This is a genomic window from Pseudoxanthomonas winnipegensis (assembly GCF_030322905.1).
Lineage (GTDB): Bacteria > Pseudomonadota > Gammaproteobacteria > Xanthomonadales > Xanthomonadaceae > Pseudoxanthomonas_A > Pseudoxanthomonas_A winnipegensis.
In genome coordinates, this window is record NZ_CP095475.1 from 182398 (window position 1) to 195307 (window position 12910).

7 protein-coding genes are annotated in these 12910 nt (G+C 70.7%); 2 read left to right on the plus strand and 5 right to left on the minus strand.

Annotated features, from left to right (window positions below):
- Positions 1 to 36: 36 nt before the first annotated feature.
- Entirely contained in the window at positions 37 to 630 is a 594-nt protein-coding gene (locus MWN52_RS00830) for a biliverdin-producing heme oxygenase (RefSeq protein WP_286576107.1), read from the plus strand.
- Entirely contained in the window at positions 627 to 2534 is a 1908-nt protein-coding gene (gene bphP / locus MWN52_RS00835) for a bacteriophytochrome BphP (RefSeq protein ID WP_286576108.1), read from the plus strand. The genes MWN52_RS00830 and bphP overlap by 4 nt, the downstream gene beginning before the upstream one ends.
- Positions 2535 to 2566: 32 nt before the next feature.
- Here bphP and MWN52_RS00840 read toward each other — a convergent pair whose 3' ends face one another.
- From MWN52_RS00840 to gltB, 5 genes are all read right to left on the minus strand, one after another.
- Positions 2567 to 3697, minus strand: a complete 1131-nt coding sequence (locus tag MWN52_RS00840) for a glycoside hydrolase family 5 protein (protein ID WP_425608141.1) — start codon at positions 3695 to 3697, stop codon at positions 2567 to 2569.
- Positions 3698 to 4143: 446 nt separating this feature from the next.
- Positions 4144 to 5202, minus strand: a complete 1059-nt coding sequence (locus tag MWN52_RS00845) for a glycoside hydrolase family 5 protein (protein ID WP_286576110.1) — start codon at positions 5200 to 5202, stop codon at positions 4144 to 4146.
- Positions 5203 to 5396: 194 nt separating this feature from the next.
- Complete coding sequence (locus MWN52_RS00850; RefSeq protein ID WP_286576111.1) at positions 5397 to 6578, minus strand: benzoate/H(+) symporter BenE family transporter; 1182 nt, start codon at positions 6576 to 6578, stop codon at positions 5397 to 5399.
- Positions 6579 to 6872: 294 nt separating this feature from the next.
- A complete protein-coding gene (locus tag MWN52_RS00855) occupies positions 6873 to 8318 on the minus strand; it encodes an FAD-dependent oxidoreductase (protein ID WP_286576113.1) in 1446 nt (481 codons plus the stop codon).
- 116 nt (positions 8319 to 8434) lie between these two features.
- On the minus strand, positions 8435 to 12892 hold the full coding sequence (gltB, locus tag MWN52_RS00860) for a glutamate synthase large subunit (protein ID WP_286576114.1): 4458 nt from the start codon (positions 12890 to 12892) through the stop codon (positions 8435 to 8437).
- Positions 12893 to 12910 lie beyond the last annotated feature (18 nt).

Genomic DNA, 12910 nt, shown 5'->3' on the forward strand with positions numbered 1-12910 from the left:
TTGGCGCGATGCCCTCCCACCCTCGTCCGATCCCGCATGCCCGCTGACGCCGCCCTTGCCCCCGTTCCCCTGGCGCGCGCGCTGCGTGAGGCGACCGCCCAGGCCCACGCCGCGGTCGAAGCGCTGCCGCACATGCACGCGCTCGCGCACGGCGCGCTGCCTTCCGACCAGTACGTGCGGGTGCTGCAACAGCATCTGGCCCTGGTCGAACCCTGGGAACGCACGCATGCGGCCTGGCTGCAGACGCTGGGGGCGCAGGGCTGGCATTACCGTGCGCGCGGGCCGGCGCTGCGCGCCGACCTGGCCACGCTCGGCGTCGCCGCGCCCGCGGCCGCGCCGTTGACCGAGGTGGAGACGGCGGCCGCGGCCTGGGGCCAGCTGTATGTGATCGAAGGCTCGCTGCTGGGCGGGCGCCTGATCGCGCGCGCCTTCCGCGCCGCCCAGCCGGCGCTGTCCGCCGCGCTGGCCTACTTCGACCTGGGCAGCGAGGCGCCCGGCGCATGGCGCCAGTTCCAGGCCTGCCTGGAGGCGGCGCTGCCCTCCGTCGCGCAGCGCCAGGCCGCCATCGGCGGCGCGCAGTCGATGTTCGCCCGTTTCCATCAGCAGCTCGCCGCCGGGGTGGCCGCATGAGCCTGTCGCTGGACACCGTGGACATGGATGCCTGCGCGCGTGAGCCGATCCATATCCCCGGCTCGGTCCAGCCCTACGGCGCGCTGCTCGTCATCGAGCCTGCCAGCGGGCAGGTGCTGCAGGCCAGCGGCACCGCCGCCGACCTGCTGGGCGTGCCGCATGCACAGCTGATCGGCCAGCGCTGGGACGCGCTGCTGACGCTGGAGGCGCGCACGCTGCCGGCGGCCGACGAGGTGCGCGAGCCCCTGCACCTGGCGCACGAAGCGATCGGCTTCCCCCAGCGCGCCGATGCGCCGTCGCAGGTCTACGTGGCGGCCTGGCATCTGGCGCCCAGCCAGTGGCTGGTGGAGATCGAGCCGCGCGACTCGCAAGCCTCCGACGTCGGCGTGCGCGACGTGCTGCCGGTGCTGCGCCTGGTCGAGCGCGACCGCCACATCCACGAGGCCAGCCTGCGCGTGGCGCGCGAGATCCACGCCCAGCTCGGCTACGACCGGGTGATGGTCTACCGCTTCGACAACGAGTGGAACGGCGACGTCATCGCCGAGGCCAGGCGTCCCGAGCTCGAGGCCTACCTGGGCCTGCACTACCCGGCCACCGACATCCCGGCGCAGGCGCGCGCGCTGTACCTGCGCAACCGCGTGCGCCAGATCGCGCACGTTGGCTACCGCCCCTCGCCGATCGAGCCGCCGCTGGACCCGCGCGATCACGCGCCGGTGGATCTGAGCGACGTCAGCATCCGCAGCGTCTCGCCGGTGCACCTGGAATATCTGGGCAACATGGGCGTGAGCGCCACGCTGGTGACCTCCATCGTGGTCAACGACGTGCTGTGGGGGCTGATCGCCTGCCATCACTACGCGCCGCTGTTCGCCAGCCACGCCATGCGCGATGTCGCCGATGCGCTGACCCGCGGCCTGGCCGCGCGCATCGGCGCGCTGCAGGCGGTCGAGCGCGCGCGCACCGAGGCCGTGCTGCTGACCGTGCGCGAGAAGCTGATCACCGCCTTCAACAATGCCGACACGCTCTCCACCGAGATGCTGACCGAGCTGGCGCCGGAGCTGATGGACGTGGTCGATGCCGACGGCGTGGCGATCTACAACGGCGATGAGGTGATCGGCTACGGCACGCTGCCGTCGGTCGAGGATCTGGCGCGCATCCGCCAGCAGATCGAAGCGCGCGACGACGAGGTCCTGCGCGAGGGCGTGGTCGGCGCGCTGCACGTGGACGCCATCGGCAGCGCCTTCCCGGAACTGGCCGACCTGGCGCCGCTGGCGGCCGGCCTGATCTTCGTGCCGCTGATGCCGCAGGCGCGCAGCGCGCTGCTGTGGACGCGCCGCGAGCAGATCGAGACGATCAACTGGGCCGGCAACCCGGAGCTGGCCAAGCTGGTGGACATCCCCAACTCGCGCCTGTCGCCGCGCAAGAGCTTCGATCTGTGGCAGCAGACCGTGCGCGGCCAGGCGCGGCCGTGGTCGCTGCTGCATCTGGAATCGGCGCGCAGCCTGCGCGTGCTGATCGAGCTGATGGAGCGCAAGCGCGTGCAGCAGGACTTCAGCCTGCTGGAAGCCTCGCTGGCGCGCCTGCGCCAGGGCGTGGCGATCATCGAGCGCGGGCCGACCGGGATCGGCCGGGTGCTGTTCGCCAACGACGCCTTCGCCCACCTGGCCGACGAGGACGCCAGCGGCATGATCGGCCGCGACATGCGCGCCCTGCTCGACCCCTCGGTGTCCGAGGCGCAGCTGCAGGCGCTCAAGCAGGGCCTGCACGCGCGCGAACCCAGCAATGCGGTGCTGCCGCTGCGTGTGACCAATGCCGACCCGGTGCTGCAGCAGTTCGACTTCGAGCCGCTGCCGGCCAGCCGCGGCCAGGTCAGCCACTGGCTGCTGCAGCTGCGCGACCCGGACTGATCCCGGGCGTGGAGCGGCGCTGGCGGCTGGACTCAGCGCTTGCCCTTGGCCTTGATCTCGACCGGTTGAGCCTTGGCCGTTTGCGACTCGCCGATGGATAGACGCGCCGGAACCGCGGCATCGAGCGCCTGGCGCGCACGCTCGGACAGGATCGCCATCTGCGGCTTGGCGCTGCCATCGTCGTTCGGCTGCACGCTGAACATGTAATCGCCCCACCACGCACCGCCGGCCCAGTAGGTCCAGCCCAGCCAGACCTCGGCGTTGTCCTGGATGTAGCCCAGCATGCCGTCCAGCGCGGCCAGGCAGGTGGCGTTGGCGGCGGCGCCGAACTCGCCAAGGAAACCGCGCTTGCCATTGGCGCGCAGCCAGTCGGTGAAGGCCGTGAGCTTCTCGGCGCCGATGGTGGGGCTCACGCAGGTGGGCGAGGTGCCCGAGTAGTCGCTGTCCAGATACTGGTGGACTTCGTAGGCCAGGTTGTTGGCCGGGTCGCGCAGGCCGACCAGCGCATCGGCGTTGGACACGCCGCCGCCGGCCTCGGCACTGGTCCAGCTGTGCGCGCCGGTCCAGGCCACGCCCGGCACCAGGATGAGGTTGTTCGCTCCGGTGGCGCGGATGGCGTCGATGGCCGTCTGCGCCGTGCGCGCCCAGCGGGTCGCCTTGAGCCCCACCGGCTCGTTCATCAGGCCGAAGATCACCGTCTCATCGTTGCCGAAGGCGAGCGCAAGCCGCCGCCAGAGATCGGCGAAGGCCGAATCGGGCACCGCCTGCGAGCCGATCGCCTGGTCGTTGAACGCCGCGTAGTTGTGCGGATCCAGGATCAACACCTGGCCATGGTCGCGCGCGCGGGTGACGGCGGTGCGCAGCTGCGCCAGCTGGGCGCCATCCAACGCGCCGCCGAGCGCCGGCTGCAGGCGCTCCCACAAAAACGGCAGGCGGATGACGTTCATGCCGCGATCGGCGAAGTCGCCGAAGTCGCCATCGGAAGGGTAGGTGTAGTCCTTGAACAGCACGCCGGGCTTCTTGTCCGAGGCGAACTCGACGCCAGCCAGGTTGACGCCCACATACGCGAGCGCGCGGGTCTGCGCGGCGGCGAGCGCCGGCAGGCAGGCCAGCGCGACGGCCAGGGGGAAACGCATCAGAACGGGGGAGGCGATCGGGCGCATGGCGATGGCTCTGGTGTCGGTCACCGTCGGAGCGGACGCCGGCGACGGCAAACGGGCGAAGGAGCGGCGAGCACGAGGCAGGCCGATGGCGGCGTTGCGAAGAGGGCGAACTCGGCGGCGACCACGATCCTGCGCAGACGCTAAAGGCGCTCGATGCTGCGATCGCGCCGCGTCCTCACCGATGCGCTCGGTGGTTGGTCCCTGGGCTCGGGAGCCGAGCGCACGCATCCAGCATAGGCGCAAGCCGGATGCCGGATCCGATGGATCCTCGGGTCGTGTCGCGTTCTGGAACACGCCGCATGCTTCGTTTCGGACCGATCGCGCAAGCCGCGCGCGGCCTTGCGTTGCGCGCTATCCAGCTCGCGCCGTGGCCGTGCCTCCCGGTCGCCTGCGCCAACGCCGGACCGCCGCCCACACGGCGGCGATTCCGGCTGGGTGGTGCCGAATCAGTCGTGGGCGGGCTTGCCGGTGACCTGCCCGGCGTACTTGCGCAGCGTCGGCAGCTGCGGCTTGGCGCTGCCATCGCGATTGGGCTGCACGTTGAACGGATAGCTCGGTGCCCACCACGCGCCCGCCGCCCAGTAGCTCCAGCCCAGCCACTGCTGCGGATGGGCCTGGATGTAGGCCAGCATCGCGTCCAGCGCCGGGATGCATTCCGCGCTGGCGCCGAACTCGCCCAGGAAGCCGACCTTCTTGTTGGCCTCCAGCCAGCGCGTGAAGCCTTCCAGCCGGCGCGCGCCGATCTGCGGATCGTCGCCGCACTCGGGCTTGGTGCCGGAGGAATCGCGGTCCAGGTACTGATGCGCCTCGAAGGCCAGACGGTTGGCCGGATCCTTCAAACTGGCCAGCGCATCGCCGTTGGAAACGCCGCGCCCGGCCGAGGCGCTGGTCCAGCTGTGCGCGCCGCTCCAGGCCGTGCCCGGCACCAGGATCAGGTTCTTCGCGCCGGTGCCGCGGATCGCATCGATCGCCGCCTGCGCGGCGGCGGCCCAGTCGTTGGCGCTGATGTCGTGCGGCTCGTTCATCAGGCCGAACAGCACCTTGTCGTTGTTGGCGAAGGCCGGCTCGCTGGCCAGCCGCCGCCACAGGTCGGCGAAGGCCGCGACCGGCACGGCCGCGCTGCCGATCGTCTGGCCGTTGTAGCCGCCGTAGTTGTGCACATCCAGCAGCAGGGTGATGCCGTGCTTGCTCGCGGTCTGCGCGGTCTTGCGCAGCAGGTCCAGCTGGGCGCGGTCGAACTCGCCGTTCAACGTCGGCTGCAGGCGTTCCCACAGGAACGGCAGCCGCACCAAGTTCATGCCCTGCGCGGCGAAGTAGGCGAAGTCCGATTCGGACGGATAGGTGTAGTCCTTGTACAGCGTGCCGGGCTTCTTGCTGGACTGGAATTCGGCACCGGCCAGGTTGACGCCGGCGTAGCGCAGGGCCTGTTCGGCGTGGGCCAGGGGGGCGAAGGCCAGGGCGGTCGCCAGCAGCAGGCCGGCGGGGCGATAGCGGATCGGGCGCATGGGACGTCTCCGGATCAGGCGCCGCCGGCCGTTGGCGGCTCCGCGCGGGCGCGGAGCACGACAGGCCACGATGCGAAAGACTCACGGCTGCGAGCAGCCATCGGCGGCAGGTGGGGGAACGGCCGCATCGTGATCCCGAGCCTAGGCGATCGTGTGCGACCGCAGCATGAAACCCGCGGTGACTGACGCAGGTGTCATGCCTTGCGGGGCTTCAGGACGAGCAACGTCAGCACGCCGCCGACCAGGCCCCAGAACGCCGCGCCGATGCCGGCCAGGCTCAGGCCCGAGGCGGTGATCAGGAAGGTCACCAGCGCCGCCTCGCGACTGCCCTCGTCCTTCACCGCCGTGCCCAGCGCACCGCCGAGCGTGCCCAGCAGCGCGATGCCGGCGATGGCCATGACCAGCTCCTTCGGGAACGCCGCCAGCAGCGTCACCACCGTGGCGCCGAACAGGCCGACGACCAGATAGAACAGCCCCGCCCAGACCGCGGCTATGTAGCGCCGCGTGCGGTCCGGATGCGCCTCGGGGCCCATGCAGATCGCCGCGGTGATCGCCGCCAGGTTCAACGAGAATGCGCCCAGCGGCGCCAGCAGCGCGGTGAGCACGCCGGTCCAGCCGATCACCGGCGAGACCGGCACCTCGAAGCCCGAGGCGCGGATCACCGCCACGCCCGGCACGTTCTGCGAGGCCATGGTCACCACGAACATCGGCAACGCGATGCCCAGCAGCGCGGCCAGCGAGAACCGCGGCGTCACCCAGTCCGGCTGGGCCAGGGTCAGATGCGCCTGTTCCAGATGCAGCGTGCCGCTGGCGGCGGCCACCAGCACGCCGACCAGCAGGCAGGCGATCACCGCATAGCGCGCCCACCAGCGGCGCATCACCAGGTAGGTGACCAGCATCGCCAGCACCAGCAGCGGCTGGGTCTTGAGCGCGACGAAGGTGTCCAGGCCGAAGCGCAGCAGCACCCCGGCCAGCATGCCGGCCGCCAGCGGCAGCGGAATGCGGTGCAGCGTCTTCTCGAACAGGCCGGAGAACCCGGCCACGGCCACCAGCACCGCGCACACCACGAAGGCACCGATCGCCTCGGGCAGCGGCAGGCCGGTGTGGCTGGCCGCCAGCATCGCCGCCGCCGGCGTCGACCACGCGGTGACCACCGGCACGCCATAGCGCAGCGAGAGCGCGATGCAGCTCACGCCCATGCCCAGCCCCAGCGCCAGGATCCACGAGCCGATCTGCGCCTGACTGGCCCCCACCGCCTGCGCCGCCTGGAACACGATCACCACCGAACTGGCGAAGCCCACCAGCACCGTGACGAAGCCGGCCGCCATGGCCGAGAGCGAAGAATCGCGCAGCACGCGCGCAGGCAAGGCAGGCATGTTCGAGGCGAGACGAGGGGAGGGAAGCGTTGAGCTTAACGGGCGGCTTCAACGACGCCCAGTTCGGTTGCATCGGCAACCGGATGCAGGACGTGGAAGGCCGCTGGATTCCCGCCTTCGCGGGAATGACGAAGGGTTGTTAGCTGCGGGCGATGCAGTCCGCCGCTGCGATAGTCAGACCCTCGTCGCTCCCGCGCACGCGGGAGCCCATGGACGTTACGCGGTCTGCCAGGCCGTCCATGGATCCCCGCGTTCGCGGGAATGACGATGGGGGTCTCTGTTCGTCGGGAGCTGTCAGCCCAGCAGCAGCTCGGCGATGCTCTGGGCGGCGTCGCGGCCTTCGGCCACGGCGGTGACCACCAGGTCGGCGCCGCGCACGGCGTCGCCACCGGCGAACAGCTTGGGGTGCGTGGTCTGGTAGGGCAGGCGCTCGTCGCCGCCGGCGACGATGCGGCCGTTGGCCTGGCCTTCCACGCCCACCGCCGACAGCCAAGTGGGCAGGGTCGGGGAGAAGCCGAAGGCGATGATCACCACGTCGGCGTCCAGCAGCGATTCGCTGCCTTCGATCAGTTCGGCGTTGCGGCGGCCGCGCGCGTCGGGCTCGCCCAGGCGGGTCTCGGCCACGCGCACGCCGACCAGCTGGCCGTCGGCGCCGGCCTCGATCGACAGCGGCTGGCGGTTGAACAGAAAGCGCACGCCTTCCTCGCGCGCGTTGGCGACCTCGCGCGCGCTGCCGGGCATGTTGGCCTCGTCGCGGCGGTAGGCGCAGGTGACCTTGGCCGCGCCCAGGCGGATGGCGCTGCGCACGCAGTCCATGCCGGTGTCGCCGCCGCCCAGCACGACCACGCGCTTGCCGGTGAGATCGGGCAGGATGATCTTGTCCTCCCAGCCGGCGATCGGCCGGCCCCAGCCGTCGCTGCCGGTGACGATGCGGCTGTTCTGCACCAGGAAGGGCAGCGCCGGCAGCACGTTGGGCAGGTCCTGCCCGGGCAGGCCGCCGTCGGTGTAGCGGTACGCGCCGGTACCCAGGAACACCGCGTCGAATTCCTCCAGCAACGCATCGAGGCTGACGTCGCGCCCGATCTCCACGCCCAGGCGGAACTCCACGCCCATGCCCTCGAGCACCTCGCGGCGCTGGGCGATCACGGTCTTGTCCAGCTTGAAGCTGGGGATGCCGAACTGCAGCAGCCCGCCGATCTGCTCATAGCGGTCGAACACCACAGCGTGGATGCCGGCGCGCGCCAGCCGGTCGGCGCAGCCCAGCCCGGCCGGGCCAGCGCCGATCACCGCCACGCGCTTGCCGGTGGGCTGCACGCTGGACAGGTCCGGGCGCCAGCCGGTGGCCAGCGCGGTGTCGACGATGTACTTCTCCACCGCGCCGATGGTGACCGCGCCGAACTCCTCCAGCGTGCAGCTGCCTTCGCACAGGCGGTCCTGCGGACACACCCGGCCGCAGACTTCCGGCAGCGGATTGGTCGAGTGGCACAGCGTGGCGGCCTCGTGGATGCGGTTCTCCTGCACCAGCTGTAGCCACTGCGGGATGGCGTTGTGCACCGGGCACTTCCAGCTGCAGTACGGGTTGCCGCAGTCCAGGCAGCGGCCGGCCTGGTACTGCGCGTCGGCCTTGTCGAACTTGCCGTACAGCTCGCCCCAGTCGCCGGACGTGCGCAGCTCCACCGGGATGCGCGAGGGCATCTGCCGGGGCAGGTCGAGGAACTGGAAGGCGTGCTTGCGGCTCATTGGGGTGGGATTCGGGATTCGGGATTGGGGATTCGAAGAAGCGGGACCGGGCGGGGATCGGGGGGGAGGGATCGCCTCTGCCAATCCCGAATCCCCAATCCCCAATCCCGCCACCGTCAGGCGGCGCGCCGCAACGCGTCGGTCAACGACTCGATGCTGGCGGCCTTGGGTTTGACCAGCCAGAACTTGCCGATGTAGTCGCGGAACTCGTCCAGGATCTGCTGGGCCCAGATGCTGCCGGTGAGTTCGCGATGGCGCTGGATCAGGGTGTGGATGTGCTGGCGGTAGCTCTCGAAGCCTTCGCCGCTGATGCGGTGGATGTCGATCAGTTCGTGGTTGTAGCGGTCCACGAAATCGCGGTCCACGTCCAGCACATAGGCCAGCCCGCCGGTGAAGCCGGCGCCGAAGTTCAGGCCGACCCGGCCCAGCACCATGACGATGCCATCGGTCATGTACTCGCAGCAGTGGTCGCCGGCGCCTTCCACTACCGCCAGCGCGCCGGAGTTGCGCACCGCGAAGCGTTCGCCGGCGCGGCCGGCGGCGAACAGCTCGCCGCCGGTGGCGCCGTACAGGCAGGTGTTGCCCAGGATGGCGGTGTTGCGCGCCTCGAAGCGCGCCCCGCGCGGCGGGCGCACCACCAGCCGGCCGCCGGCCATGCCCTTGCCCACGTAGTCGTTGGCCTCGCCTTCCAGCTCCATGTTCAGGCCGCCGGCGTTGAACGCGCCGAAGCTCTGCCCGGCCGTGCCGCGGAAGCGTAGCTGGATCGGCGCATCGCTCATGCCGTGGTTGCCGTGGGCGCGGGCGATCGCGCCGGACAGGCGCGTGCCGATCGAGCGGTCGGTGTTGTGGATCAGGTGGCGGTGGTCGCCGCCGGCCTTGGTCGCGATCGCCCGGGCCAGCTCCGAATCCAGCTGCGTGGCCAGGCTGTCCGGCGGCTCGTACATGCGCTGCGCGGCGCAGGTGCCGCCGTCGACCTGGGCGCCGGCCAGCAGCCGCGTCAGGTCCACGTGCACGCCCGGACGCGGGCTGTGGACGACCTGCTCGAGCAGGTCGGTGCGGCCGACGATCTCGTCCAGCGAGCGCACGCCCAGGCGCGAGAGCCACACGCGCACTTCCTCGGTCAGCAGGCGGAAGTAGTTCTCCACGCGCTCGGGCAGGCCGGTGAAGTGGTCCGCGCGCAGCCGCTCGTCCTGGGTGGCCACACCGGTGGCGCAGTTGTTGAGGTGGCAGATGCGCAGGTACTTGCAGCCCAGCACGATCATCGGGCCGGTGCCGAAGCCGAAGCTGTCCGCGCCCAGCAGCGCGGCCTTGATCACGTCCAGGCCGGTCTTCAGGCCGCCGTCGGTCTGCAGCACGGTGCGCTCGCGCAGCTGGTTCTGCACCAGGGCCTGGTGGGCCTCGGCCACGCCCAGCTCCCACGGCACGCCGGCATAGCGGATCGAGCTGATCGGCGAGGCGCCGGTGCCGCCGTCGTGGCCGGAGATGGTGATCAGGTCCGCGCCGGCCTTGACCACGCCGGCGGCGATCGTGCCCACGCCGGCATGGCTGACCAGCTTCACCGAGACCAGCGCCTTCGGGTTGACCTGCTTGAGGTCGAAGATCAGCTGGGCCAGGTCCTCGATGGAATAGATGTCGTGGTGCGGAGGCGGGCTGATCAGGCCGATGCCGGGCTTGGCATAGCGCAGGCGCGCGATCAGCTCGTTGACCTTGTGCCCGGGCAGCTGGCCGCCTTCGCCGGGCTTGGCGCCCTGGGCGACCTTGATCTGCAGCACCTCGGCATTGACCAGGTACTCGGGCGTGACGCCGAAGCGGCCCGAGGCCACCTGCTTGATCTTGGAGCGCTTCTCGGTGCCGTAGCGGGCCGGGTCCTCACCGCCCTCGCCGGAGTTGGAACGCCCGCCCAGCCGGTTCATGGCGATGGCCAGGGCCTCGTGCGCCTCGGGCGAGAGCGCGCCCAGCGAGATGGCGGCGGTGTCGAAGCGGCGCAGCACGTCGCCGGCCTCGGCGACCTGATCCAGCGGCAGCGGCGTGTCGGCCAGCTTGAGCTGCAGCAGGTCGCGCAGGGTCGAGACCGGGCGGTTGTGCACCGCGTCGGTGTAGGCCTGCCAATCCTTCGCATCGCCGGTGCGGGTGGCGCGCTGCAGCGTCATGACCACGTCCGGGTTGTACATGTGGTACTCGCCGCCGTGGACGTACTTGATCAGGCCGCCGACCTCGGGCTTGCGCAGGTCGTTCCAGGCGTTGCGGGTCAGCTGCCGGGCCTCGGTATCCAGGCGCTCGAAGCCCACGCCGCCCACGCGGTTGGCCGCGCCGGGGAAGCACAGCTCCACCACCTCGCGGTCCAGGCCGACCACCTCGAACAGCTGCGCGGCGCGATAGCTGGCGATGGTGCAGATGCCCATCTTGGAGATGATCTTGGACAGGCCCTTGTAGACGCCCTTGCGGTACTTGCGGCCGATCTGGGCTACTTCGCCGCCGGCCTTGAGCAGCAGGATGCCGCGCCGGCCCAGGTCGAACAGGGTCTGGTAGGCCAGGTACGGATACACCGCCGTGGCGCCCACGCCCAGCAGGCAGGCCATGTGGTGCGGATCGCGCGCGGTGCCGGTCTCGATGATCAGGTTGACGTCGCAGCGCAGGCCGACGTTGGACAGGTGGTGGTGCACCGCGCCGGTGGCCAGCAGCGCATGGACCATCGGCCGGTCGGCGACCGGATAGCGGTCGGACAGCAGCAGCATGACCATGCCTTCGCGCGCGGCGGCCTCGGCCTCCCGGCAGATGCGCTCGATGCCGGCCTTGAGGCCTTCCTCGGGCGCATAGGACAGGTCGATCAGCCGGTTCTTGTGCGCGTACTGGTCCATCTTCAACAGCTGGCGCAGCTTGCGCTGGGACAGCACCGGCGAGTTGAGGATGACGTGGTTCACCGTCTCCGGGCCGGCGTGGAAGATGTTGGTCTCCCGGCCCAGCTGGGTGGACAGCGACATGGCGATGCCTTCGCGCAGCGGGTCGATCGGCGGGTTGGTCACCTGCGCGAAGGCCTGGCGGAAGTAGTCGTACAGCGGCCGGGTGTGCTGGCTCAGCACGGCCATGGGCGTGTCGTCGCCCATCGAGCCGGTGGCCTCCTGCTCGGTCTCGGCCAGCGGACGCAGGATCTGCTCCACTTCCTCGGTGCTGAGCTGGAACAGCTTGTGGTAGCTGCGCAGGGTCTTCTCGTCGAACGGCTCCTCCACCAGCGAGGGGTCGATCAGCTCGGTCTGCAGATAGGTCACGCCCTGCTGCAGCCACTGCTTGAACGGCGCGCGGCCGCGGTTGATGCGATCGATGGCATCCGAGTCGAGCAGGTCGCCGCGCTTGAGGTCGATAGCCATCATCTCGCCCGGGCCCAGCTTGCCCTTGCGGGTGATGCGCTCGGCCGGCAGCTCCCACACGCCCGCCTCGGAGGCGACCAGGAAGTGGCGGTCGGAGGTCAGCATCCAGCGCGCCGGGCGCAGGCCGTTGCGGTCGAGCATGCACGCCGCATAGCGCGCGTCGCAGGCGACGATGCCGGCCGGGCCGTCCCACGGCTCGGTGTTCAGGCCGTAGAACTCGTAGAACGCGGCCAGGTCGGCGTCCTTGAACTCCAGCGAGGCCGTCGCCGGCGGCACCAGGATGCGCAGCGCCTGGATCAGCTCCATGCCGCCGGCGACCAGCAGCTCGAGCATGTTGTCCAGGCTCTGCGAATCCGAGCCGTGCATGGAGATCACCGGATCGAACTGGGCGATGTCGAACTTCGGCGTCTTCCACACCTTGCTGCGCGCCTGCGCCCAGGAGCGGTTGCCCTCGATGGTGTTGATCTCGCCGTTGTGCGCCAGCAGGCGGAACGGGTGCGCCAGCGGCCAGCGCGGCATGGTGTTGGTCGAGAAGCGCTGGTGGAACACCACCGCGCTGGAGGTCAGGTCGTTGCGCTGCAGGTCCGGGTAGAACACCGGCAGCTTGTCGGGCAGCACCATGCCCTTGTAGCCGATCACGTGCGGCGAGAGGGTCACCACATAGAAGTCGGGCGTGGTCTCGCGCAGGGCCTGCTCGGCGCGGCGGCGCGCCAGGAACAGGGCCAGGGCGAAGGCCTCCACGTCCTGCTCGGCACCGGCCTCGACGAAGATCTGCTCGATGCGCGGCAGGGTGGCCTTGGCCAGCTCGCCGCACACCGATTCGTCGGTCGGCGGCACGCGCCAGCCGCACACGCGCACGCCGGTGGCGGTGAGCTCGGCCTCCAGGCGGTCGCGACAGTCGTGCGCGGCATCGCCGTCGCCCGGCAGGAACACCAGGCCGGCGGCGAAGCGGGCGCCGACCTCGATATGCGCCTCGCGCGCCAGCGCCCGCAGGAAGCCTTCCGGTTTGCGAATCAGCAGGCCGCAGCCGTCCCCGGTCAGGCCATCGGCCGCCACGCCGCCACGATGGGTCATGCGCGACAGGGCGGTGATGGCGGTATCGACGAGCTGGCGCGAGGGCTGGTCGTCCAGCTGCGCGATCATGCCGAAGCCACAGGCATCGCGTTCGTCGTTGGGGTCGTACAGCCCGTGGCGGTTGCGGGGGGCCATTGGTGCTACCTCGAAAAC